Origin of the sequence: Alteromonas pelagimontana (assembly GCF_002499975.2) — a bacterium.
GTDB lineage: Bacteria > Pseudomonadota > Gammaproteobacteria > Enterobacterales > Alteromonadaceae > Alteromonas > Alteromonas pelagimontana.
In genome coordinates, this window is record NZ_CP052766.1 from 3,180,056 (window position 1) to 3,204,914 (window position 24,859).

Annotated in this window: 21 protein-coding genes, 1 tRNA gene and 1 pseudogene; 13 read left to right on the plus strand and 10 right to left on the minus strand. The window is 46.2% G+C overall.

The window, feature by feature from the left end:
* Position 1: 1 nt before the first annotated feature.
* Genes dnaE through tilS form a run of 3 tightly spaced genes read left to right on the plus strand, consistent with a single transcriptional unit; the run spans position 2 to position 5,790 of the window.
* Positions 2-3,466, plus strand: a complete 3,465-nt coding sequence (dnaE, locus tag CA267_RS13955; protein WP_075610646.1) for a DNA polymerase III subunit alpha — start codon at positions 2-4, stop codon at positions 3,464-3,466.
* Positions 3,467-3,503: 37 nt separating this feature from the next.
* Positions 3,504-4,460 carry an acetyl-CoA carboxylase carboxyl transferase subunit alpha gene (gene accA / locus CA267_RS13960; RefSeq protein WP_075610645.1) on the plus strand — a complete coding sequence of 319 codons (957 nt, stop codon included), beginning with the start codon at positions 3,504-3,506 and terminating at the stop codon, positions 4,458-4,460.
* 34 nt (positions 4,461-4,494) lie between these two features.
* Complete coding sequence (gene tilS / locus CA267_RS13965) at positions 4,495-5,790, plus strand: tRNA lysidine(34) synthetase TilS (RefSeq protein WP_139316274.1); 1,296 nt, start codon at positions 4,495-4,497, stop codon at positions 5,788-5,790.
* Between the two features lie 57 nt (positions 5,791-5,847).
* Here tilS and CA267_RS13970 read toward each other — a convergent pair whose 3' ends face one another.
* Positions 5,848-6,753, minus strand: coding sequence for a GGDEF domain-containing protein (locus tag CA267_RS13970; RefSeq protein WP_075610643.1), 906 nt, complete (start codon positions 6,751-6,753; stop codon positions 5,848-5,850).
* Positions 6,754-6,907: 154 nt separating this feature from the next.
* On the opposite strand from CA267_RS13970, the gene CA267_RS13975 reads away from it, so the two are divergent.
* Positions 6,908-8,887 (plus strand): monovalent cation:proton antiporter family protein, encoded by a 1,980-nt coding sequence (locus CA267_RS13975; RefSeq protein WP_075610642.1) that lies wholly within the window; start codon positions 6,908-6,910, stop codon positions 8,885-8,887.
* Positions 8,888-8,955: 68 nt separating this feature from the next.
* Here CA267_RS13975 and CA267_RS13980 read toward each other — a convergent pair whose 3' ends face one another.
* Entirely contained in the window at positions 8,956-9,189 is a 234-nt protein-coding gene (locus tag CA267_RS13980) for a hypothetical protein (RefSeq protein WP_075610641.1), read from the minus strand.
* Positions 9,190-9,414: 225 nt separating this feature from the next.
* Here CA267_RS13980 and tadA point away from each other — a divergent pair, with 225 nt between their 5' ends.
* Positions 9,415-9,912: a tRNA adenosine(34) deaminase TadA gene (gene tadA / locus CA267_RS13985; RefSeq protein ID WP_075610640.1), complete on the plus strand. Its 498-nt coding sequence runs from the start codon at positions 9,415-9,417 to the stop codon at positions 9,910-9,912.
* A 322-nt stretch (positions 9,913-10,234) separates the two neighbouring features.
* Here the strand turns inward: tadA and mltF are convergent, their stop codons facing one another.
* Together mltF and CA267_RS13995 are read right to left on the minus strand one after the other, a co-directional pair.
* Positions 10,235-11,611, minus strand: coding sequence for a membrane-bound lytic murein transglycosylase MltF (mltF, locus tag CA267_RS13990; RefSeq protein ID WP_075610639.1), 1,377 nt, complete (start codon positions 11,609-11,611; stop codon positions 10,235-10,237).
* Between the two features lie 8 nt (positions 11,612-11,619).
* Positions 11,620-11,763 carry a hypothetical protein gene (locus CA267_RS13995; protein WP_170669066.1) on the minus strand — a complete coding sequence of 48 codons (144 nt, stop codon included), beginning with the start codon at positions 11,761-11,763 and terminating at the stop codon, positions 11,620-11,622.
* Positions 11,764-11,794: 31 nt separating this feature from the next.
* Between CA267_RS13995 and purL the strand changes: the two genes are divergently transcribed.
* Positions 11,795-15,688 carry a phosphoribosylformylglycinamidine synthase gene (purL, locus tag CA267_RS14000; protein WP_075610638.1) on the plus strand — a complete coding sequence of 1,298 codons (3,894 nt, stop codon included), beginning with the start codon at positions 11,795-11,797 and terminating at the stop codon, positions 15,686-15,688.
* A 170-nt stretch (positions 15,689-15,858) separates the two neighbouring features.
* Positions 15,859-16,032 carry a hypothetical protein gene (locus CA267_RS14005; RefSeq protein WP_170668993.1) on the plus strand — a complete coding sequence of 58 codons (174 nt, stop codon included), beginning with the start codon at positions 15,859-15,861 and terminating at the stop codon, positions 16,030-16,032.
* An 84-nt stretch (positions 16,033-16,116) separates the two neighbouring features.
* Here CA267_RS14005 and smrA read toward each other — a convergent pair whose 3' ends face one another.
* The 3 genes from smrA to CA267_RS14020 form a co-directional block, all read right to left on the minus strand.
* Entirely contained in the window at positions 16,117-16,701 is a 585-nt protein-coding gene (smrA, locus tag CA267_RS14010; RefSeq protein WP_075610637.1) for a DNA endonuclease SmrA, read from the minus strand.
* A gap of 449 nt (positions 16,702-17,150) precedes the next feature.
* A tRNA-Arg gene (locus tag CA267_RS14015) sits at positions 17,151-17,226 on the minus strand.
* A gap of 41 nt (positions 17,227-17,267) precedes the next feature.
* Positions 17,268-18,449 (minus strand): flagellar assembly protein T N-terminal domain-containing protein, encoded by a 1,182-nt coding sequence (locus tag CA267_RS14020; RefSeq protein WP_075610636.1) that lies wholly within the window; start codon positions 18,447-18,449, stop codon positions 17,268-17,270.
* Between the two features lie 283 nt (positions 18,450-18,732).
* Here CA267_RS14020 and CA267_RS14025 point away from each other — a divergent pair, with 283 nt between their 5' ends.
* Together CA267_RS14025 and CA267_RS14030 are read left to right on the plus strand one after the other, a co-directional pair.
* Entirely contained in the window at positions 18,733-19,200 is a 468-nt protein-coding gene (locus CA267_RS14025) for an LPP20 family lipoprotein (protein ID WP_075610819.1), read from the plus strand.
* A 163-nt stretch (positions 19,201-19,363) separates the two neighbouring features.
* Positions 19,364-20,246, plus strand: a pseudogene (locus tag CA267_RS14030) (IS982 family transposase).
* A 73-nt stretch (positions 20,247-20,319) separates the two neighbouring features.
* Here the strand turns inward: CA267_RS14030 and flgN are convergent.
* The 3 genes from flgN to flgA all read right to left on the minus strand — a co-directional run bounded on the left by flgN (position 20,320) and on the right by flgA (position 22,020).
* Positions 20,320-20,751, minus strand: a complete 432-nt coding sequence (gene flgN, locus CA267_RS14035; RefSeq protein WP_075610635.1) for a flagellar export chaperone FlgN — start codon at positions 20,749-20,751, stop codon at positions 20,320-20,322.
* A 9-nt stretch (positions 20,752-20,760) separates the two neighbouring features.
* Positions 20,761-21,096 (minus strand): flagellar biosynthesis anti-sigma factor FlgM, encoded by a 336-nt coding sequence (gene flgM / locus CA267_RS14040; protein WP_075610634.1) that lies wholly within the window; start codon positions 21,094-21,096, stop codon positions 20,761-20,763.
* Between the two features lie 171 nt (positions 21,097-21,267).
* Positions 21,268-22,020: a flagellar basal body P-ring formation chaperone FlgA gene (flgA, locus tag CA267_RS14045; RefSeq protein ID WP_232367552.1), complete on the minus strand. Its 753-nt coding sequence runs from the start codon at positions 22,018-22,020 to the stop codon at positions 21,268-21,270.
* 138 nt (positions 22,021-22,158) lie between these two features.
* On the opposite strand from flgA, the gene CA267_RS14050 reads away from it, so the two are divergent.
* The 4 genes from CA267_RS14050 (at position 22,159) to flgC (ending at position 24,838) form a co-directional block, all read left to right on the plus strand.
* Positions 22,159-23,088, plus strand: a complete 930-nt coding sequence (locus CA267_RS14050; RefSeq protein ID WP_075610633.1) for a chemotaxis protein CheV — start codon at positions 22,159-22,161, stop codon at positions 23,086-23,088.
* A 15-nt stretch (positions 23,089-23,103) separates the two neighbouring features.
* Entirely contained in the window at positions 23,104-23,937 is an 834-nt protein-coding gene (locus CA267_RS14055; RefSeq protein WP_075610632.1) for a CheR family methyltransferase, read from the plus strand.
* 80 nt (positions 23,938-24,017) lie between these two features.
* Positions 24,018-24,422, plus strand: coding sequence for a flagellar basal body rod protein FlgB (gene flgB, locus CA267_RS14060; RefSeq protein WP_075610631.1), 405 nt, complete (start codon positions 24,018-24,020; stop codon positions 24,420-24,422).
* Positions 24,422-24,838 (plus strand): flagellar basal body rod protein FlgC, encoded by a 417-nt coding sequence (gene flgC, locus CA267_RS14065; protein WP_075610630.1) that lies wholly within the window; start codon positions 24,422-24,424, stop codon positions 24,836-24,838. The genes flgB and flgC overlap by 1 nt, the downstream gene beginning before the upstream one ends.
* The last annotated feature ends 21 nt before the right edge of the window (positions 24,839-24,859 follow it).

The window sequence follows — 24,859 nt, forward strand, 5'->3', positions numbered from 1 at the left end:
CATGTCGTCGCCGTTCATTCATCTTCGTGTTCACAGTGACTATTCCATGATGGATGGCCTGAACAAGGTCAAACCCATTTTGGATAAAGTTGCCTCTTTATCTATGCCTGCGGTGGCTATTACCGATCAGATGAATATGTGCGGTTTAGTCAAATTTTACTCTGAGGCGCACAACCGCGGGATAAAACCTATTATCGGCGCGGATTTTTGGGTTCAGAGCGAAGACATGGGGTCTGAGCCCTTTCGGCTGACGTTGCTGGCTATGAATAACGAAGGATATAAGAACATCACTGTACTTATGTCCAAAGCTTATCTGCGCGGGCACGTGGCTCATCGGGTAGTTATCGACCAAGTATGGCTTGCTGAACATTCAGAAGGTGTGATGATACTCTCCGGCGCTCAGCACGGCGATGTTGGCATTGCCCTTACGAAGAATAATCCCAAATTTTTAGAAAATTCGCTTTCTTTTTATCAACAACATTTTGCTGATCGTTTCTATCTTGAGCTTATCCGCAGTGGTCGCGCAGGAGAAGAAGATTACCTTCACCGGGCGGTGGAGCTTGCCGAAAAACAAAACCTGCCTGTTGTTGCCACTAACGAAGTGTGTTTCATCAGTAAAGAAGGTTTTGAAGCGCATGAAATTCGCGTTGCCATTCATGATGGCTTCACCTTAGCCGACCCAAGAAGGCCAAAACGCTACAGCGAGCAACAGTACTTGCGCAGCGCTGACGAAATGAATGCGTTGTTTAGCGACATTCCTGAAGCCATCGAAAATACTGTAGAAATTGCAAAGCGCTGCAACGTCACTGTTCGTCTGCACGAGTACTTTTTACCGCAATTTCCAACAGGCGGTATGACCACTGAAGATTTCCTTATTGCGCGTTCTAAAGAAGGTCTTGAAGAAAGGCTTCAGTTTTTATTTCCGGACGAGCAGGAGCGCGCAGAAAAACGCTCCCCTTACGATGAACGGCTGGATATCGAACTGGGCGTAATTAACCAGATGGGTTTCCCCGGTTACTTTCTTATTGTCATGGAATTTATCCAGTGGAGCAAAGATAACGGTATTCCTGTCGGACCTGGTCGCGGTTCTGGTGCGGGTTCTTTAGTGGCGTATGCGCTTAAAATCACCGATTTGGATCCGTTGGAATTTGATCTGCTTTTCGAACGGTTTCTAAACCCAGAGCGGGTATCAATGCCTGACTTTGATGTGGATTTTTGTATGGATCGCCGCGACGAGGTCATCGATCACGTAGCTGATCTCTACGGACGTCAGGCGGTGTCGCAGATCATCACTTTTGGCACCATGGCAGCAAAAGCTGTTGTGCGGGACGTGGGGCGCGTTCTCGGTCATCCTTACGGCTTTGTAGATAGAATCTCCAAACTAATTCCTTCTGATCCTGGCATGACCTTAGCGAAAGCGTTTGAAGTTGAGCCACGTTTGCCCGAGCTTTACGACTACGACGAAGAGGTCAAAGACCTCATTGATATGGCGCGCATTCTGGAAGGTGTGACGCGAAATGCGGGTAAACATGCCGGTGGAGTGGTCATTGCCCCTACCACGATTACTGATTTTGCTCCTTTATATTGTGATGATGAAGGCAACAATCCGGTAACGCAGTTCGATAAAAACGATGTCGAAACCGCTGGGTTGGTAAAATTTGACTTTCTTGGCCTGCGCACGCTTACCATTATTCAGTGGGCGCTGGATATGATTGCCGAAGGCCAAGGCAAAAACATTGATATTTCTGCTATTCCATTGGAAGATCCTCGCAGTTTTCGAACCTTGCAAAATGCTGAGACCACTGCGGTATTCCAGCTGGAATCCCGCGGAATGAAGGAGCTGATAAAGCGCCTTAAGCCAGACTGTTTCGAAGATATCATTGCTTTGGTTGCATTGTTTCGCCCAGGCCCCTTGCAATCCGGCATGGTCGATAACTTTATCGATCGGAAACATGGTCGTGAAGCGATTTCTTATCCTGATATCGAATATCAACACGAGTGTTTACAGCCAATCCTTGAGCCCACCTACGGCATTATTTTGTATCAGGAACAGGTGATGCAGATTGCTCAGGAGATGTCCGGATATTCACTTGGCGGCGCGGACATGCTGCGCCGGGCTATGGGTAAGAAAAAGCCCGAGGAAATGGCGAAGCAGAGAGCTGTTTTCCAAGATGGCGCCAAAGAGAATAACATTGACCCCGACTTGGCAATGAAAATTTTCGACTTGGTGGAAAAATTCGCCGGATACGGATTTAACAAGTCGCATTCAGCCGCGTATGCATTGGTGTCTTACCAGACGCTATGGTTGAAAGTGCATTATCCCGCCGAGTTTATGGCCGCCGTAATGTCGGCAGATATGGATAATACCGACAAAATCGTAACGCTGGTGGATGAATGTAACCGAATGGGTTTGCAAATACTGCCGCCAGATTTAAATGCCGGCCGATATAAATTTACAGTGGATCAGCAAGGTCGCATTGTTTACGGGATTGGAGCAATTAAAGGCGTAGGCGAAGGCCCTATTGATGCTATCATTGCAGCGCGCGAGACCCATGGCGCTTTTTCTGACTTGTTTGATTTTTGTGCTAAAGTGGATGTCAAACGTGTTAACAAGCGGGTGCTGGAAAAGCTTGTGTTAGCCGGGGCCATGGATAACCTGGGGCCGCATCGAGCTGCCATTATGGCGTCGTTGCCCGAAGCGATAGCCGCTGCGGGGCAACATGCCAAAGCTGAATCCTTTGGACAATCGGATATGTTTGGTCTGTTAACGACAGAGCCCGAACAGGTTAAACAAGCGTTTGCTGATGTGCCTAACTGGCCTGAAAAAGTATGGCTTGATGGAGAAAAGGAAACGCTGGGTCTGTATTTAACCGGGCATCCTATTAACCAGTACGCCGAAGAGCTTCGTCATTATACTGATGGCCGATTGGTGGATTTACGCCCAACGGGCAAAGATCAGATGGCGACCGCGGTCGGTTTGGTATTAGGGGTACGGGTGATGACAAACAAAAGAGGTCGTCGCTGGGCAATTGTTACCTTGGATGACAAGAGCGCGCGCATGGACGTCAGGTTTTTTCCTGAAATGTACGAACAATTTGAAAGTATTCTTGAATCTGACCGTATTCTATTGATAAAGGGACAGGTCAGCTTTGATGATTTCTCTGGCGGCAATACAATCACCGCCCGTGATGCAATGGACATTGTGCAGGCACGAGAGAAAAATGCCAGGGCACTCGCATTGCATCTTGATACACAGCGATGGGAAAACAATACCATGACATCGCTTCAGGCAATTTTGCAAACCTTTAAAGGAGGAAGTTGCCCGGTTCAATTGCATGTTGTTCACCCTGATGCAGAGGCAATTCTGGCTTGTGGTGCACAGTGGTACGTTACCCCTGAAGATCAATTGCTGCACGATTTGAAGCAATGTCTGGGAGAAAAAGCTGTCGAGCTATGTTTTCATTGAGCGGCCGGGGTAGAGGGTAGTAGAGATAGGACACATAATGAGTATACAGTTTCTGAATTTTGAAGAACCAATAGCCGAACTAGAAGCAAAAATTGAAGAACTAAGGCTGGTTAATCACGGCGGCGATTTTGATGTAGGCATCGAAGAAGAAATTACGCGTTTGCAGGGCAAAAGCGTGGATTTGACCAAAAAAATATTTTCCGACTTAGGTGCATGGCAGATTTCGCAGTTGGCTCGACACCCAATGCGACCGTACACTAACGATTACATTGGCCGTGCCTTCACTGATTTCGACGAGTTGGCAGGTGATCGCGCTTTTGCCGATGACAAAGCGATTGTTGGCGGCTTGGCAATGCTGGATGAGCAGCCTATTATGTTGATTGGCCATCAAAAAGGGCGAGATACTCACGAGAAGATTAAACGTAACTTTGGGATGCCTAAACCAGAAGGTTATCGTAAAGCGCTTCGCTTGATGAAAATGGCTGAACGTTTCAATTTGCCAATCATCACCTTGATTGACACTCCCGGAGCTTATCCTGGCGTGGGTGCGGAAGAACGTGGTCAGAGTGAAGCCATCGCTCGCAATTTATTTGAAATGGCAGAGCTTCGCGTTCCGATTATTTGTACGGTTATTGGCGAAGGCGGCTCAGGCGGTGCGTTAGCAATTGGAGTCGGTGATCGTGTGAATATGTTGCAGTATTCTACGTATTCGGTTATCTCGCCAGAAGGTTGTGCTTCCATTCTATGGAAAAGCGCAGAAAAAGCGCCTTTGGCCGCAGAAGCGATGGGAGTCAGTGCAACGCAAATTAAACAGCTGGGTTTAATTAACGCAATTGTAGAGGAGCCTTTAGGTGGTGCTCATCGTGATCATGACAGCATGGCCGCAAATCTTAAGGCGACACTGAAGCAGCAATTAAGCCAGTTGCAAACTCTGGATGTGGATACGCTAATGGCAGAACGCTACGAACGGCTGATGTCGTTCGGGTACTGCTAATCTCAGATGCGGGTCAGCCTGCTTAGGAATTTTGGTGTCTAGCGCATTACTTACTCTTAAAGCAAGTCTGACCCGGCTTCTACGCCAATCACCAGAGCATTCTTCCGATGCTCTGGTGATTGCCTACAGCGGCGGCGTTGACTCTACTGTACTTCTTCATTGCGTAAAGCAAATCGCTCAAGATCTGGATCTTCCTCCTTTATTTGCTTTTCATGTTAATCATGGTTTGAATAAAAATGCGATGTTGTGGCAGAGCCATTGCGCCACTTTTTGTCAAACGTTGAACGTCCCTTTTGCTTCAGCCACGGTGGAAGTAAAGCCGCGCCCACGGCAAAGCTTGGAAGCCGAAGCGCGAGATCAACGTTACGCGGCGCTAATGGCGTTTTGCCAGGAGAAAAACGCAGCATTGTTGCTCGGGCAACACGAAGATGATCAGCTTGAAACTTTACTGTTGCAGTTGAAAAGAGGGGCTGGACCAAAGGGTTTATCAGGCATGGCAGAGTCTCATTGGCGGGATAACGTGCTGTTGCTGCGGCCAATGCTCAACATCTCCCAAAGCGAGATTCACAAATACGCAACGGACAATAATCTAAACTGGGTGGAAGATGATTCTAATAAAGACACCCGGTTTGATCGTAATTTTCTACGTCAGCAAATATTGCCGGTGTTGCAGCAACGGTGGCCGCAATTCGCTACTACGGCAAGCCGAAGCGCAAGATTATGTCAGGAGCAGTCTTTTCTACTACAAGAGGTAATCACTGAGAGGTTAGCAACGTTGCGCACTACCACCGGTGCATTGGACGTAACTCGGCTGAATCAGTTTAGCTATCATTGGCAAAAGCAGCTACTTCGTACGTGGTTGGAAGAGTCAGGTTTAAAGTTGCCGTCGAGCGCGGTGCTTGACCAGATAGTCAATATGCTTACGGCAAATCAGGATCGCCAGCCGCTTGTGCAGCTAGATCAATATCAAATCAGACGATTTCAGGGCAACCTAAAAATTGTAACGCCCTTACTCCCAGCGCCAGAGACTGAGGTCATAGTTAATGAGAATACTCCGCTTAGTTTAAGCTGGTGGCCCGTAACTTTTGAGCTTACCGGCTCTGGCGGTTGTACGCTAATTGCAGGTTTACCCTCGATTATCATTCGGCCTGAAGGGAGTGATGTAAGTAAGCCGCTGAAGACGTGGCTGAAGAGTTGGCACGTACCCCCTTGGGAGCGAAAGAATGTACCTATTTTATTTAAAGAATCTCAGCCGGTAGCCGTTATACTAAAAGACACAGTCAAGATGCTATATAGCAGCCCGAAAGGAATTGTAGTAAAGCTATATTAGTTTTATGAGCGGCGGAAATTTGCCGCCTGCCAATGGCAATTGTCCTGCAAAGGAGAATCACGCGGCGCGATAATCGTTTTTGCCAGTTTTCTTTACCTTATAAAGGGCAGAGTCAGCGCGATCGAATAGCGTGCTGATATCATCACCTTCACGATAAATCGCACCGCCAATACTGCAGGAAATTCTTCGCTTACTTAAATAGGCAGATTGACTGATACTGTCCTGCAAGCGGCTAGCCACCAAACTTAGTTGTGTGGCAGTCTTACAATCAAGAAGACAACAAAACTCATCGCCGCCAAATCTAAACGCTTCATCAGCACCACGCAGAGCTTGATTGATTTCTTCAGAAACCGCTATTAAAACGCTGTCACCTTCCTGATGGCCGAGTGAATCATTAATTGATTTGAAGTTGTCTAAGTCAATAACCAGAAGCGCAAAGCTGTGTCCATAACGCATGGCACGGCTCATTTTGCGCTCGCAAGCTTCGTTAAAGCCGTTTCGATTGCCCAAACCCGTCAGTGAATCTTTTGTTGCCATTTGCTTCATCCTTTCGAATTCAAGCGCGTGGTTAAGCTGCTGACTAAACAATAAATGTAGCTCTGCCAACAATTTTCGCTGTTGCCGACTCGGATCGCTGCTAAATACATAATGGACATTTTTGCCATGAGAGTTATCGCTAACTCTGCACATCGGCAGGTCTAATTCGACAGAAATGGGAGAATACTGACCAGCAGTGCCATACATTAATCGGCTGTCAAAGTCAGACAAACTCAGCTGGACTATCGGCAGATGTTGTCTTAGCTGATGGTAATAAACTGAACCCAATGTGGCTACATCGATAGTAGACAACATTTGATTCATGAAGGTATTCATTTGCTGTGTTGACATAATAGGATCAGAAGAGCCTGATAAAAAGTAATTCTCTTGTACTGTGCTATCGTAAAGAGGTGTAGAGAAGTCCATTTTATGGCTCCTTGCTGGACCATTTTTATAGGTGTTATAGGGTGACCGGGTAAGATTGACATTAACCATCAATAATTTTACCGCTCAGCGTTAATATTTAGGCATGGTGCAAGTATTATGCCTAAGGCTGTGATTATCTTTCTAAGGGGCGCGAATGCTACAAAGTGGCTTTGGTCAAGTTATCATTTTGATGCTCTTAGCAGTGCTAAGTGTCGCTATTTTCAAACGATTACACTTACCTCCCATTCTTGCTTATCTTTTCGCGGGTTTGCTTGCTGGGCCAGAAGTCATGTCTCTCTTCGCTCATATTGAAGATATGCATCTGCTTGCAGAGATTGGTATTGTGTTTTTATTGTTCTCTCTTGGTTTAGAATTTTCTCTGCCGAAACTCCTTGCTATGCGCAGTCTCGTTTTTGGGGTTGGGTTGAGCCAGATGATTCTGTGTACGCTGGTCTTTGGTCTCATTGCCATATTTATCTTCAATTTACGACTGACCACTGCCGTAGTGATAGGAGGAATGATAGCCTTGAGCTCAACTGCTATCGTTATCAAACAAGTGACAGAAATGGGGGTGTTAAACAACCGACGCTCGCAACTGGCAATAAGTATCTTGTTATTTCAGGATTTGGCAGTGGTGCCATTTCTCATCGTTATCCCGCTTCTTTCTGATCCTCAAAGTGTAAGTTTATCGACTATGCTGATCCAGGCCCTGGTCAAGGGAATATTTGTTGTCGCATTGCTGCTGTCGGTGGGAAAGTGGGTGTTACCGTGGGTATTTACAGAAGTTGCCAAAACCCGTACCGACGAATTGTTTGTTCTCACTACCATTTTGATTGCTCTACTGGCAGGAGGACTCACTTACGTGTTTGGATTATCCATGGCCCTAGGCGCCTTTCTGGCAGGTATGATGTTAGGAGAGAGTCAGTACAAGTACCAGCTAGAAGCCGATATTCGTCCGTTCAGAGATATTCTTATGGGGCTGTTCTTTGTTACGGTGGGAATGCAGCTGGATCTTGCAGTATTGATGCAAACTGGTGGCTGGATAGCGTTTGGCGTGCTTTTTTTAATGGTGATAAAGGTACTTTTAATACGCGTTGCCGCATGGGTTATTCGGTGTGATGCCACAGACGCCTGGTCGGCCGGTATTAAGCTTTGTCAAATCGGCGAGTTCAGTTTTGTGATTGCCGCTCTGGCTAAAGCTCAGGAAGTAATAACACCGGAACAATCGTCTATTATCATTGCCATGGGGGTGATAAGTATGGCATTTACGCCCTGGCTAATTGAAAAGAGTTTACCTTTGGCGCAAAAAATAGTCGGGCTGCCAGCGGTTCCAGCCTCCGTACAGCTGAACTCCAGAGCAGCGGAAAGTTCTCAGGATCATGTTGTTATCGCCGGGTTTGGACGAGTAGGGCAATCTGTCGCCCGAATGTTAAAAATGGAGGGAGTTGCTTTTATCGCTATTGATATCGACCCGATTCGGGTACACGAAAGCCGTAATGCGGGAGAGCCAATAATATTTGGCGACGCGAGTCAAAAAGATATTCTTGAAGGTGCCAGCGTAATAACTGCGAAACTGGTGTTAGTGACTTTCGATCAGCCGGCTAAAGCGACGCAGGTGATTCATGCCGCTAGACAGCTAGCGGATACCATAGAAGTAATGGTACGAACAAAACGCGATTATCAACTCGAAAGCCTTTATGCGGCGGGGGCCTCGCAGGTGGTTCCCGAAATTCAGGAAGGAAGCTTAATGCTGATTTCACAAGTGTTACATGGTGCTGGTGTGCCGATGTCACGAATATTAAAGCGGATAAGAGCGGAACGTAAAGGACGTTATGATCACCTTCATGGTTTCTATCCCGGAGAAACTACTCAAATCAGCTACGGGACAGAAGATAAACTTGAGTTCATACATGCAGTTGTGCTCAATCAATCCGCATTTTGCCTGGGTAAACGTCTGGAAGATCTCGATTTAGATAAAATGCGGATTACGCTACGGGGACTTCGTCGAAATGGTAAAGAAATTACCAGTCCCGACGCCACCACTTATTTGCACCAAGGTGATGTATTAATCATTGCAGGTAAACCCAGAAGAGTAGAGCGGGCAGAACGCTATCTACTGGAAGGCGGAAGCTAAGTTATCCAGCAGATAGCGTTACAGCAGCAGTTTACATTTTATTTATCACTCGGCCTTGAAAGCTCATCCTAAGCGACTTTGTCTTTATCCAGATTGCTAAACTGCTTTTTCAGGTCATAATTTTCATCAGTTACAATTTTTTCCAGAACTTCGATGCGCTCTTTTAACTGAGCGATTTGATTTTGAAGTTCGCCCGAATTTTTGCTTTCTTGTTGTTTTTTCTTTTTGTCTTTTGTCGTTTCAACAATGGAAACAACAGCCCAGGCAATAATCGCAATAATAGCAATAGCAGTTAAATTCATGTGGATTCCCTCACGCGATGTAATGATTAAAGTGTAATGCGAAATAGTAAATTTTTCTTCATCAATTGTGACGATTTACTATGTCCGTCAGATAATGCTTATGACAAATGTTGCAAGCGCTTTGCCATAATTAAATTTACTTATCTTTCAGTAGCTTATACTATAACAACAATATACGGCAGCCGATCGTCGCCACATTCGCTAATAAGATAGTAAAATTCGCCAATGAATGAAGAAAACCACTACATTGATGAAAAATGGATGCGTCATGCTCTTACACTGGCAGCCCGCGCTGAGGCACTTGGGGAAGTGCCTGTGGGGGCGGTGGTCGTTATTGACAATTCCGTTGTTGGTGAAGGGTGGAACGCGTCCATCACTGAACACGACCCCTCGGCTCATGCCGAAATGCGAGCACTTCGAGCAGCAGCAAGAGAAATAGAAAATTATCGCGTGGTCGATGCTACCTTATATGTCACACTGGAACCTTGTTCAATGTGCGCTGGTTTATTGGTGCATGCACGGGTGAAACGTGTGGTTTTTGGCGCTTATGATCTTAAAACCGGGGCGGCAGGTTCAGTCATGCAACTTCTGCAACATCCCCAGCTTAATCATCAGATTGATGTCCAGGGGGGAGTATTAGCAGACACATGCGGCGGAATGATTTCTGCATTTTTCAGGCGCAGGCGAAAGGAGATAAAAGCGTCCAGGCAAAGTGGGAAGTAAAATCAGGTAGCCTTAGTGGCAATTTGAGAGAACATGTCACTACTGATAAAAAGCCTACGACGTTGCAGCACTCTTTGGTGGGCACGCTTAAACATCATTCTTCGACGATTGTTGTTTTTCAATGTATGGGTTCTTCTTATAAAATGGTTTCTTTTCATCCACCCTCCTGTCTTTTTAATTTTTAGTCAGGTCTTGCGGTGTTTGCCTGATCGTAAAACTACGATGGTTTTACCCTAACGCAATAATATGAAGGCAATATGACAAATTTCAAGTTGTCAGTGGATACTCGCGCTGAGTGAGCACACACATCAACGCCCTAGCGTTATTGCAAAGCAGATTCACGTTCTTCCAGCCACACCAATGTATCGTAATAGCGGCGAATATTTTCGACATATTGGCGGGCCTCCTCACCGCGAGCATAACCGAATTTGGTCTGACGGTAATACCGTTTTTGCTGAAGCATTGGCAAACGCTGTTTAACATCAACCCATAGATCAGGATTGCCGCCCTGACGCTGCGTCAACACTCTGGCATCTTCTAAATGGCCAAACCCAATATTGTAAGCGGCAAGTGCCATCCATATGCTATCCGGTTCGGTAATGCGTGCCGGAATGCGGTGCAGAAGCCCTGAGAAATACTGCGCACCGCCGCGAATACTCTCTTCGGCATCTAAGCGAGACAACACATTCATATCCGTAGCCGTGCCTTGGGTTAACATCATAAGGCCGCGAACGCCAGTGTAAGAAGTCGCCTCCTCATTCCAGTGACTTTCCTGATAACTCATAGCGGCCAATAGCCGCCAATCCAAATCGCCAGCATAGTCTTTAAACCACGGTGAATAATAAGGTAGCACGGACTCAACTGCCGTAATAAAAGCGCGGGTATCGACGTAATTAAATTTTCTTACATGACCGAAGTACTTGTCTTCCAGCCGCTTAAACACGCCGTTTTGTTGAATGATGCCAAAATATTCAATGATCGCTGCCCGTAGCGAATCATCCTGCGTGGGGTTTAGCAGCCACGCGATGGATTGCAACTGACTAACAGTAAACCCGATACTTAGTTGAGGAAAACGTCTTCGTTGTAAAGCAAGGCTGTTAGTATCCACCACCGTATATGCAAGTGCTCCTTCCGCTACCATTTGCAGTATCTCAGCAGTATCGCGCTCTTCAGTAGCTTGCCATTCGAGAGCCGGATAAGCGTGACTTTCTGCAGTTAACGTTTGCGCATGGCTACTGCCCTTCACTACTGTTATGGGGGAACGAATATCGGTGAAACTACGGGGGCGGTCTTGACCCTGCCGGAACACCAGCTTCTGGCTGACCTGCTGATAAGCGGGGCCTAATTTAAAATGTTCAGAGACGACAGGCGTAACCGCATCACCCGTTGCGGCAACGTCCATGTGACCACTGGTTAATTGCGAAAAGAGTTCATGGTAAGAAAAGAACGGAAATACCTGCAGCTCGATACCCAGATAATCGGCAAAGCCTTTTGCCAGTTCATATTCAAAGCCAGTAGGGCCGGCAGGGCCATGATAGAACGTGGTGCGGCCGTAGACTGTACCCACCTTTATCACCTTGCGCTGCAATAATTCCGATAATGCATTAGGCAGACTCAGCGGCGTGCAGCTTTGCGTCTGAAACAATAAGATCAGGAGTAAGCCACATCGGATAAACGGACGAGTAATATAGTACTGCATAGGCTGTGTTATGCTAATTCACTTTCCCAAACACCGAAAAAATTAAAAAAATCGGCAACTTGTCCGCAATGCAGGTTATCAAGTGGCCGGAATTCCTCTATAATTCGCGCCGAAAACTCCTCAATCCCAGAGATAGCGTTTTGAGCTGTCATGCGCTGTTTCCAAACAACCAGGTAAAGCGATATGTTGGTCCTTCGAGGCGCCCCCGCACTGTCTGAATTTAGACAAACTAAACTGATTGAAAGGCTGGGTCAATCCGGCATCACCGTTAAACGTATTTATGCTGAATTTATCCATTTAGTCAACGCAACATCTGAGCTTACTGACGATCAAACAGAAATTCTGCATAAGCTGTTGACATATGGACCGAAGAAGCAGGCTCAGTCGCCACAGGGTACATTAGTATTCGTCACCCCCAGACCGGGAACCATTTCACCTTGGTCTTCTAAAGCCACGGATATTACCCATAACTGCGGGCTCAACGTCATCGAAAGAATAGAGCGGGGTTGTGCATATTATATCGAAACCGAAAGCGCTTTGACTGGCGAACAGCGACAGCAGGTTGCCGCTCAGCTTCATGATCGTATGACCGAATCGGTGTTTTCAACGTTATCTGATGCTGCAGTGTTATTTGCACAAAAATCCGGCAGCACCTTTGCATCGGTGGATATTTTACATGACGGAAAACAAGCGCTGATTGATGCTAATCGAAGATTAGGGTTAGCTCTGGCTGATGATGAAATAGAATATTTATTCACCAGTTTTTCCCGACTTGGCCGTAATCCAAACGATGTTGAACTATATATGTTTGCCCAGGCGAACTCTGAGCATTGCCGCCACAAAATTTTCAACGCCAGTTGGAGCATCGACGGCGTAGAACAAGATAAATCCTTGTTCAAGATGATTAAAAATACCTATGAGCTATGTCCAGACCACGTGCATTCTGCTTATAAAGACAACGCTGCGGTAATGGAAGGCTGGCCGGCAGGACGCTTTTTTCCCGATCCTCAGTCTCATCAGTATGAATATCACCATGAAGATATAGCTATCTTGATGAAGGTAGAAACTCATAACCATCCCACGGCAATTTCGCCATTTCCTGGCGCAGCCACTGGATCGGGCGGAGAAATTCGCGATGAGGGAGCAACGGGGCGCGGCTCTAAACCCAAGGCTGGTTTAGTGGGCTTTAGCGTCTCCAATTTACGTATTCCCGGCAGTGAGCAACCTTGGGAACTGGATTACGGTAAGCCGCAGCGCATTGTCACGGCATTAGATATAATGACGGAGGCGCCGTTAGGTGGTGCCGCGTTTAATAATGAATTTGGTCGCCCGGCTCTATTAGGTTATTTTCGCACTTATGAGCAGGAAGTTACCAGTTTCAATGGCACTGAAGTAAGAGGCTACCACAAACCTATCATGTTGGCTGGCGGCTTGGGCAATATCCGCCAGAATCACATCGAAAAGGGTGAGATAACTGTCGGAGCCAAGCTGATCGTGCTGGGCGGTCCTGCGATGAACATCGGTTTGGGCGGCGGTGCAGCTTCATCAATGGCGTCGGGTGAATCCAATGAAGATCTGGATTTTGCCTCTGTGCAACGGGATAATCCTGAAATGGAACGGCGATGTCAGGAAGTCATTGATGCCTGTTGGCAGCTCGGCGATGACAACCCCATCCAGTTTATTCACGACGTGGGTGCAGGCGGATTGTCCAATGCGCTCCCTGAATTGGTGAACGACGCTGGCCGAGGCGGTAAATTCGAACTGCGTAATGTGCTGGCGGATGAAGCCGGCATGACACCACTGGAGCTGTGGTGTAATGAATCTCAGGAGCGTTATGTTCTTTCTGTTGCCGCAAAAGATATGCCCACTTTCACTGCCATTTGTGAACGTGAAAGAGCGCCTTATGCCGTCGTTGGCGAAGCAACGGCAGAACCACATTTGCTGCTAAACGATAATGAATTTGGTAATCAACCCATTGATATGCCGCTGGATGTGCTGTTAGGAAAACCGCCTAAAATGCACAGAGACGCAAAATCTGCAGCAATTTCAGGCAGCGCGATAAATCGTGAAAACATCCAGATTGCTGAAGCTGCACAACGCATTCTGCGCCTGCCTACCGTGGCAGAAAAAACCTTTCTTATTACTATTGGTGACCGGTCAGTAACAGGTCTGGTAAACCGGGATCAAATGGTAGGACCCTGGCAGGTGCCGGTGGCGGATGTGGCAGTGACGGCGACATCCTATGATACCTATTGTGGAGAATCTATGGCTATCGGTGAACGTACGCCGGTAGCATTGCTTTCTCACGGGGCATCTGCTCGATTGGCTGTGGGTGAAGCCCTTACTAATATTGCGGCGTCTTACATAGGTGATATCAAGCGTATTAAACTCTCTGCGAACTGGATGTCCGCGGCTGGACATCCCGGAGAAGATGCCGGTTTATACGAAGCGGTTAAAGCAGTGGGCGAGGAGCTTTGTCCAGCGTTAGGGCTTACCATACCGGTGGGTAAAGACTCCATGTCGATGAAAACAGCATGGCGTGACAACGACGAAGAAAAAGCTGTCACCGCGCCGCTTTCCTTAATCATTACCGCATTTGGCGCTGTAAAAGATGTAAGAAAAACCCTTACTCCTCAAATTCGCACTGATAAAGGCGCTAGCCGATTAATGTTAATCGACTTGGGCAACGGCCAGAATCGCTTAGGCGCGAGCTGTTTAGCGCAAGTTTATCAGCAGCTTGGCGATAAACCTGCCGACGTTGATAATCCTGCGCAGTTACTCAACTTTTTTAACGCCATTCAAGCGTTGATCAAGCAGGATTTGTTGCTGGCATATCATGACCGCTCTGATGGTGGTCTTTTCGGTACGGTGGCTGAAATGGCCTTTGCTGGGAAAACTGGCGTGTCAGTGTCGTTAGATGCGCTGCCAGAAGATGATCTTGCGGTATTGTTTAATGAAGAACTGGGCGCTGTGATTCAGGTTGCTGAAGCAAATATCGACGCAGTCAATGCTGTGCTAGCGCAATTTGAGCTGGGGGATTTGGCTTACGATATTGGCACGATAAACCGCAAGGATATGATTGAGTTCTTACGCAATGATGTGGCGGTACTCACTGACAGCCGTGTCAATCTCCGTACTATCTGGGCTGAAACCACTCACAAAATGCAGCGCCTGCGAGATAATCCCATCTGTGCTGACGAAGAGCATGCGGCAAAGGCTGACGCAGCCGATCCTGGCTTGCACGCAGAGCTTAGCTACAACGTAAACGAAGATGTCGCGGCGCCGATGATAGCCACCGGTGTTAAACCCAAAGTGGCGGTACTTCGCGAGCAGGGCGTGAACTCTCATGTCGAAATGGCGGCAGCATTTACCCGTGCAGGTTTTTCGGCAATTGACGTTCATATGAGCGATATTCTCGCAGGACGTGTGAACTTAGCAGAGTTTTCCGGACTGGCTGTGTGCGGCGGCTTTTCCTACGGCGACGTATTAGGCGCTGGTGAAGGGTGGGCCAAATCGGTGTTGTTTCATGCGCGCGCTCGGGATCAGTTTGAAGCCTTCTTTGCCCGCAGTGATACTTTCTCGCTGGGTGTGTGTAATGGCTGCCAGATGTTGTCAAATCTGAAATCTTTAATTCCTGGAACAAAGCACTGGCCCCACTTCGTAACCAATTTGTCTGAACGCTTTGAAGCACGAGTGGCAATGGTCGAAGTGATGGAATCGAAGTCGGTTTTGCTACAGGGAATGCAGGGCTCGCTAATGCCTATTGCGGTGTCTCATGGTGAAGGTCGTGCAGAGTTTTCTGATGCGGCTTCTTTGGACGCCATTGTTCAGGCAAATCAGGTAGCGCTTCGTTATGTTGACAACTATGGTCAGGTTGCGTCCCACTATCCGGCGAATCCGAATGGTTCGCCAATGGGAATAACGGGCCTGACATCTGAGGATGGAAGATGCACGATTTTAATGCCGCATCCTGAGCGGGTATTCAGAGCGGTAGCAAATTCCTGGCGGCCGGATGATTGGCAAGAAGACGGTGCTTGGATGCGAATTTTCAGAAATGCCAGGGTTTTTGCTGGTTAGTGTCAAAAAACTGGCTACAAGGTGCCAATTTAATGGCATGGCACCTTGTTATCGACCCGATGCTGCTTTACAGTAGTAACAGCTAAGAAAGGCGATTGCGAGACAGGGATCTGTGAGGGTAGGGTTTGAAGTGGTGCAAGACCACTTCGTTGGAATAATTAGAGACGACTATGAATCGTTCTTCAAAGGGGTTTGGTTTAACAGGTGTGGCTGTTGCAGTGCTTCTTATGATTGTTACTGCCGTTTTCAGCTCCACAGCAAGTTCAGCAGTAATGTGCGCTAAAGATTCCCGGTTGACGTTGGTACAGGAAAAACCGTTACACAACAATTTGTGTCGTACCTAAGCAGTAACGTCAAACATTAATGCAGTCAGAGAGGCTAAGACTTTTTCTGCACCAAATTCGTGATACTAATAGCACCCGTGGCCGTCAGCGCCGCCGATTTTTTTCCCGATTGATTAGCTTTTGCTGAGGATGCTTTTTCAGCAGGACATAGGTTGCACGTAAGCCGCCATGTTGTGGCTGTGCTGTGTGAAAAGCAATTACATCCTCCAGTTCCCCAAGCCAGTGCTTTACGTAACTTTTTTTCAAGGCCGGGAAGGGTTGGCTGTTTTCACCTTTACCATGCTGAACTAATATCGCTCGAACACCGCGCTCATGGCACTGACGAAGGCTTGAATAGAAAGTGTCACGCGATTCTGCAAGCGTTAAACCTTTTAAGGATATCCGGTGCTCTATTTCGTATTTGCCCATGCGCAACTTTTTAAATACACCGTCCTGAATTCCGGGCTGCTGATAATCAAGAAAATCATCAGGTTTTATCGGCTGGACGCCTTCCATACTTAGCGGGTTATAAGCTTTATTAGATACTTGTTGTGCCGCAGCGCGACGTTGTTTTTTTGCCAATGCCTCGGCGGGGGAATGAGAATAAACCTTATCGTTTTCCTTAAGAGGTTTGATATCTCCCAGCTCATCAAAAAAAGACTGTAAATCATCTGATTCAAGTTGAGACATAAACTACCCCCACTTTGCATTTAATTGTTGCGGAATTTCTCTATTTTGTCACACCAATCCCTAGTGATAAAGGCTCGCTCGGCATCCAGCGGTTGATGAACAAGGCTTTGCTATGCTTGAAGATCTTATCATCACGCTGACATTTATAATATTCGGATAAAAAAGCGCCACTGAGCGCTTGTTTGCTTTTATACGCAATTTTTACGCTTACGATTACTACCGCCCTGGGTTGTGCAAAGAATCTATTTTACACCGCATGATACGGCTAACGTGGTGCGGTAGTAATGTAATGTTTCCGTGCGAGTCTCTGTTACTCACCTTCTACCTAAAGCTTACCGATATGACAGCAAGCGATTGCTCAGGAAACAAGCGAAAGCATGAAGCGAAAATAGAATGACAGCTTCTATGTCGAAATACCATCGAAGTCATGCGCCAGTTATAAAAGCAGTTGGCGTCCCCACCGCGACTTGAACGCAGATCTAAAGCTTAGGAGGCTCTTGTTCTATCCAGTTGAACTATGGGGACATCAGCCCCCATTATAACGAGCCATTTGAGAAGGTGAAGCTTTAGCGTTTCGCAACAAAATCGTTCGGTTGAATATTAACCAGAATTCCATTGTCTAACGCTTCTACCGTGGCAGAATCTGCGTAGGCTGCTGTGACTTTCACCTTTGTTGGATAGAGGTTGTATTGCAGGAAAGATAAACCATGAGGATCTTTCACCTGTTTTGTTTGATAAAGAAATAATTCGTCGCCCACCTTAATACCATGTTCACGGCCAATGGAGACCTGGATGCGCTCATTATTAACGTCAATAACTCTGCCGGTAGCAGGTTGGCAAATAAGAATTTCTTTGACGTTCTCAACAACGTCTGTCAATAGAGCAATCAAACGCTGCCCATACTCGGTTCCCCAAAACGCGGCGCTGGTCACATCGACTTTTGCAAACCGATCATATTCCCACGGCGCGTTGAGCACGTAGTCTTTTTCCAGTAACGTGGCGCCGTTCATGCCATCAATCAGATTAATATTAATGGAAAACCGGCGCTCCGCAGTGTCGCTTTTCCAAAAAGCCAATGCTGAGCTGGGTGCGGGGCGATGAATACTTAAATCGGTAATGACCGCTGCAAGCACAAACTGAGATTTTTGTTGCCGGGCTAGGGCGGGGGCTTGTTCAAGGACCTGGCGGTCAAACCACTGAGCAGTGTAAGGAGCGATACCGTTGATGGACACGCTATCGGAAAGCGCCGCAAACTGATCGCGCAGCTTACGCACGACACTTTGAGATAACTTTTCCAGTTGACCATCAACGGCCTGTTCGCGATTTTGTATGGGAAAATACGTTGTGGCGATGTTTTTCGTAAAGGTTGCAGCCGGACAGGAGCGTGCTTGCGGAAATATGTCAGCACGAATTTTGACGGTGACAAAATCCTGGTGCCAGTTTTCGCTAATCAGTTCTACATTATTGACTTCACCTTCCGCAGTCACCTGAAGGCTATCATTCGCCAACAAGCCATTAGTGAGTGTTTGCACGCTTTTTACCGAGGCCCCCGCAAACAACAATGCCTGTTTTATCGCTTCCTGTGTGGCTTGGTGACGCGCCATTTCTTTGTTGTTATTAGTAATCAGCGCCTGACCCTGGGCTTCAAACCAGGCGGCAGAAACTTGCCCATGCCAGAACCCTGGAAGGCAAAAGAGCACAGCGATAAATTTTCGCTTTAAGCGGGAGGGCGGAAAAAACTGAAACATATATGGTAAAATCCGATAAATAGGCCACGGTAAATTTGACCAATCTGCCGTCGCACGTTCAGCAAATTGTCAATCAGAACCTTTCTCTACTTCACCTAGCATAATGTGTTCCTAATTTAGCATCATTTTTCTAACACCTATTATTATTTATCGGGCGTGATTTTTGCTTAGTAGGTTTAGGTTAGTCTAATTGACCTAAGTGGTGCTGTAAAAATACTTCGTAGTAACCCAAGGTGCCGCTTTAACTGAAATATTGTGAGTGGAAGAGCAAATTATGAAAGCCATGCGACTGATAGCTCAAGCTGTAACGGGTTTGTGCCTGCTGGCGGGAGCTGCCGGATGTACTTCACTTTTCGACAAGCAGGTGGAGTGGGAAGTAGTGGAGCCAGAATCTTATCCTGTTCTGACGGCGGTAGGGTATGCGCCTATTGCCTCGCAGGTTGGCGATTCTGCTGATGTACGTACGTTAATGGCTATGAAGGCGTCTAAACTGGATGCTTACCGGGAGCTAGCAGAGCAGGTATATGGTCAACGAATTGACGGCAATGAGTCGTTAGCCAATCTGGTGGTAAATAATTCCACCCTGCAATCTTCGGTTGCAGGCGTTATTCGCGGTGCCAGAGTAATAAAAGCTTATCCGGTAGGTGAAGACACTTACGCCACCGAAATGGAACTGGATATGCGCAGGGTATACGAAATTTATTTAGCCACTACAAAGCCGAAGCGTATCAAAGACGTAAAGTACTATTAGTATCAGAGGTAAACACAAAAAAAGCGCCAGAAGGCGCTTTTTTTTATATTTTCTTAGCTGACATAGCTTTTTAACCCCAATCCTGTTTAAGAAATTGAACTAAAAGCCTGTTCCAAGATCGGATCTTTCGACAAAGAAATGACCAAATCAACAAGGAACAGGCATGAAGAATCTAGTTGAATTATTTTGCGATGTCGATGACTTTTGCAAAGTGTTTATTCCCCAATGGCAAAAGCAGCTACTTGAAGACGGCACCAGAAGACGACGACGTGAGTGCCGTATGTCAATGAGTGAAATGATGACAATCATCATCGGTTTTCACATGTCACATCATCGCGATTTTAAGAATTATTACTCGAGATATGTAAGAGTATTTTATCGCAACGCATTTCCTGATCTGCTTAGTTACGCGCTTTTTAGAAGTGATGCCGCGAACAATTGTGCCCATGTGTGCCTACTTCAGTACTTTAAAGGGAAAGCCTACAGACATTGAATTCATTGACTCTACCAGCCTAAAGGTTTGCCATAATATTCGCATACCTCGCCATAAAACCTTTGACGGGATAGCGCAAAGAGGAAAAGGAACAATGGGCTGGTTTTACGGCTTTAAACTACACTTGATAGTGAGCCATCTAGGTGAAATCGTGGCGGCAAAAGTGACGACGGGGAATGTCCATGACACAAAACCTGTCGAAGAATTAGCTCGACATTTACCCGACAAATTGTATGGCGATAAAGGGTATTTGAGCAAAGCATTAGAAGCTAATTTATTTGAGAAAGGCGTCAAACTTATCACCACGGTTCGCAAAAATATGAAAGCAAAAGCGATGTCTTTATGGGACAGAGCGATGCTATCGAAGCGCTTCATTATTGAAACTATCAACGACCAATTAAAGAACATTTCATACATTGAGCACTCAAGGCATCGCAGTATAAATGGTTTTACACTCAATTTAATGGCTGGTCTGGTGGCTTATTGTCTTAAAGAAAACAAGCCATCCCTTAATATCAGTGACATTGAGCGCAATGCGATGGTTGTTGCTTAAGCCGATCTGGAGTTTTTTACTAATCCGTAATGCTGTGTGCTCTGAGTTGATCACACGTCACAGTGGATTCAAATTACGCGCTTACGCCTTTTCCTAAGCCTGAGCCTTTAGGTTTACCGCTTTTATCATAGGTGAGGGATTCTTTGGCGCGAACTTCAAGCATTAAATTGCGCAGATGTGTCAACCGTAGCTGACCCTGTTCTACTGCTTTTTGATTAATAGTCGTTTTGTACTTACATTGATCTACAAGCTTTTTCGCATCATCAACCAGAGCGTCAATATCGTCCGATATTTCATTCTGAGCCGCTGATGCCTGATATTGCTTGTCGACTGCGAGATCCAGGCGCTGAACTTCTTCAAGAGTCTGCTCCTTTTCCTCAAGCAAATTCATTAGCGCTTCAGCATCTCGTGAGCTAATAAGGTGCAGTTCTTGATCAAGCAAGCTGGCTAATTTTTCCAGGTTAGTTACCTGATTCTCCAACATTGACTGAAGTGACTGCACCATGAATTACCTCTAAGATTTCAGGCCAAAAACCTGGCCTTCTAAATGGGCGATCTTTTTCGCCACAGAATCAGCATCGACACGATATTCGCCGCTTTGAATCGCCTTTTTAAGCTTATCGACCTTTTCCTGATCAATTGGCGCTTCTGCACTTTTCTTCTGCACCTGATTTAATTGCTGTGCAGACTGAGTCAGCGAAACCGAATCCTGACGAGGCGCCGTGGTGGTTGCAGCTTTGTTAGCTACCTCCTGCTGAACAGCACCCTGATTCTGTTGTTGCTGATTACTGATTTTCGTATTATCCAGTGGCGCTTTTGGTGCCCCACTATTTACATTATTAATTGCCATAATTATTCATCCGCTACCTATAACACCGCCTCGAATATGTTATCGGCAGGGCTATCCTATTCTTTAGCACATTTTTTGTCTACTTGGCGAGCCGTAGCCACTAATTTTATCACGCAAATTTTAAACCCGACAAAACGCTGCCAAAACATACGCTAACGGATAACAACGCTTTTATAAACGAACCACGACTTCTTGCACACTGGCGACTTCCGCGATAACAGATTTGCGCGAGCTAGCGTTTAATACTTCAATATTATCACCTATTACGCCATCCTGTTGAGCGATTCCTGCCGTCTTTACCTGCATGCCAGATAATTGAGCGCTAATAGTAATACGATCGCCTTCGCAAACGAAGCATAACATATTTGCTTGAATGGGTTGGCCCTGCCGTACACGATGTTTCATTCGCGCGCCGATTAAGGGCTTGATGTCGTTATACGCCGTGTGACGCAACCGATTAATTTCGATATCGGCCAAACGTAAATTTTCTGAAGTTAATACTGTTCCCGGGCTTATCATTCCCGCTGTAACTGCAATTGTGCGAGTTCGCAGCACTCTTGCGTTGGTAAACACATACCAGTCATTTTGTTTGCAGCTTACGCGAACAGAAATATAAGACTGAGCCAGTGCTTCTGAATCGGCGTGATACTGAAAATCGGTGGGGCAGGAAGGTATAGCAATACGATCATCAATATCAGCAACCTCAATGACGATGTTATCCTGATTGTGTCGATCTCCGATGGCTTCAAGAAGATAAGCTTTGGCGCCGTTTTGAAGATCTTTATGTTTATTCTTCTCAGGCTGTGCAAAAGCCGTAAAACTGGTTAAGCTCACCAATAACGCGCCGATTAAGGCGGGGACAAAGAAAGACGTTTTCATATTCATTTCGCGCATATTCACTTTTTCATGTTCAGTTGGTGTCATTTTGTCTATGATTAAGAGAGCAGAGTCTGACGGTACGCCGCACGTTAAAAGTGTCACTTTTTTGGCGATTTTACTGCTAATCATTTAGTGATATGGTTCAACGCAATGATCGTGCCCAATTTAAAGTAGAGGTAATGTATGTCAGGTATTCTTGACTCCGTTAACCAGCGGACACAGTTGGTAGGCCAAAACCGGTTAGAGTTGCTTTTGTTCAGACTTAACGGCAGACAAAGGTTTGGTATCAACGTTTTTAAAGTCCGTGAGGTTTTACAGTGTCCGCCTCTAACGGCGATTCCTAAGCTTAATAAACTAGTAAGAGGCATTGCGCATATCCGCGGGCAGACTATTTCTGTTATTGATTTAAGCATGGCCACCGGCGGACGACGCATTGAGGATTTATCTTCTGCCTTTATTGTTATTGCAGAATACAACCGCTCGGTACAGGGATTTCTGGTAGGTGCGGTCGAGCGCATTATTAACACCAACTGGGATGCTATAATGCCGCCTCCGCAGGGTACCGGCAGGGCGAGCTATTTAACAGCTGTTACCCAGGTTGAAAATGAACTCATTGAAATTTTGGACGTAGAAAAGATATTAAATGAGATTTCCCCGCTAAATACGGAAGTAAGCCAGGATGTAGCGGCTACGTTATCTACAGAAGGTAATGAAAATAAAATTATTTTTATTGCGGATGATTCTTCGGTTGCTCGTAGCCAAATTAAAAAGGCATTAACCGCGATTGGGTTGGAAATTGAAGTCGCCAAAAATGGTCTGGAAGCACTGAACCGCCTGAAGGAAATTGCGGCAGAAACCGGCGATGTTACCAATCGGGTGGGCGTGTTGGTCTCTGACATTGAAATGCCAGAAATGGATGGTTATACCCTAACCGCCGAAATAAAAAATACACCGGAACTGTCTAAGCTTCATGTGGTTTTACATACATCGTTAAGTGGTGTTTTTAATCAGGCCATGGTGCAAAAGGTAGGAGCTGATGACTTCATTGCCAAGTTCCATCCGGATGAACTGGCAACAGCAGTACAAAAATGGCTGGTCAAAAATAACGGTTAAAAAGGCGCCGATAGTTTGAAAAATAAAGAAGTGTCGCTGGAAAGTTACCGTCAATTTGGGCGCTTTCTGGAACAGCAGTGCGGCATCGTATTAGGTGATAACAAACAATATCTTGTTCGCAGCCGCTTGTCATCGTTACTTTATCAGTATGATTATGACAGTTTAGATGCCCTTGTTAACGCTACAATTCAAGGCGGAAACCGCGGGTTGTTGCAATCTGTTATAGATGCTATGACCACCAATGAAACCTTGTGGTTTCGTGATGGTTATCCTTTTGAACTGTTAATTAAAGACATTCTTCCTACCTATGCAGCGGCAAATAAACGTCTTCGCATTTGGAGCGCTGCTTGTTCATCAGGACAAGAGCCATATTCTATAGCAATGTCTGTTCTGGAATATCAACGACAAAAACCCGGCGCTATGCGTGGAAATGTGGAAATTATCGCCACAGATTTGTCGTCAGTCATGCTGGAGAAATGCGAACAGGGGCTTTATGATGAATTATCGCTGGCCCGTGGGTTGTCCCCTGAACGACGAGATCGATATTTTATTCCTCATTCCAGCGGGCTGATGCAGGTAAAGCCTGAAGTACGCAATATGGTAAGTTTTCGCAGCATGAATTTACTGCACTCTTACGCTGCTATGGGGCGTTTAGACATTGTGTTTTGCCGTAACGTGTTGATTTACTTTGCCCCGGCAGTAAAACAGAAAATACTGCAACAAATTGCCGCTCTGCTGCAGCCCGGCGGCATCCTTTTCCTCGGCGCGTCCGAATCTATCAGTAGCGCCAGCGATCTTTTCAATATGGTAAAGTGCCACCCAGGCCTTTATTACCAGCGTAAAGACTAATCCCAAGGTTAGATTTTAACCGTCAAAAAATATTTGGCATCTCATTTGCACAACCCCTACGCAAATGAGGAGCTTTATTTATGGCAATTAATCTAGACCGTCTTGTCGGTTTTCATCAAACAGCGTTAAACATCCGCGAACAAAAGATGGAAGTAGTCGCAGGAAACCTGGCGAATGCCAACACGCCCGGTTACAAGGCGCGGGATATTGACTTTAAAAAAGCCATGGCATCTGCCGAAACCCTTCAGAAGAATCAGAACATGGTACGTACCCACGATAATCATATCGCCGGAAAAATGAATAGTCAGTTTGACGTGCAGTTTCGCATTCCTAATCAGCCGGATACTGGTGACGGTAACACGGTTGAAGTGCAAGCAGAGCGAAATGCTTTTCTTGATAACGGCATGCGCTATCAAGCGAGCCTGCAATTTTTAAATGGAAAATTGCAAGGCATGAAGAAAGCATTAAGTGGAGGGCAAGGTTAATGAGCCTTTTTAATATAATGAATATTTCCAGTACAGGCATGGAGGCGGAAAGCCTTCGCCTGAATACAACTGCGAGTAACATTGCTAATGCTAACAGCGTTAGCAGTAGTTATGAAGAAACCTATAAAGCGCGTCATCCCGTTTTCGCTGCTGAGTTACAACGTGCAACAGATAGCCAAAAAGGCGTTGGCGTGCAGGTAAAAGGGATCGTCGAGAGCGATGCGCCTCTGCAGGTGGAATATTCACCGAATAACCCTATGGCTGACGAAAACGGCTATATCTATAAACCTAATGTCAATATCGTAGAAGAAATGGCGAACATGATGTCTGCTTCAAAAGCTTACGAAACCAACGTTCAGGTCGCGGATACAACCAAGAAAATTTTTAATCGTGTATTGCAGCTCGGTCAGGGTTAGTAATTCTGGTAACGTGTTTTT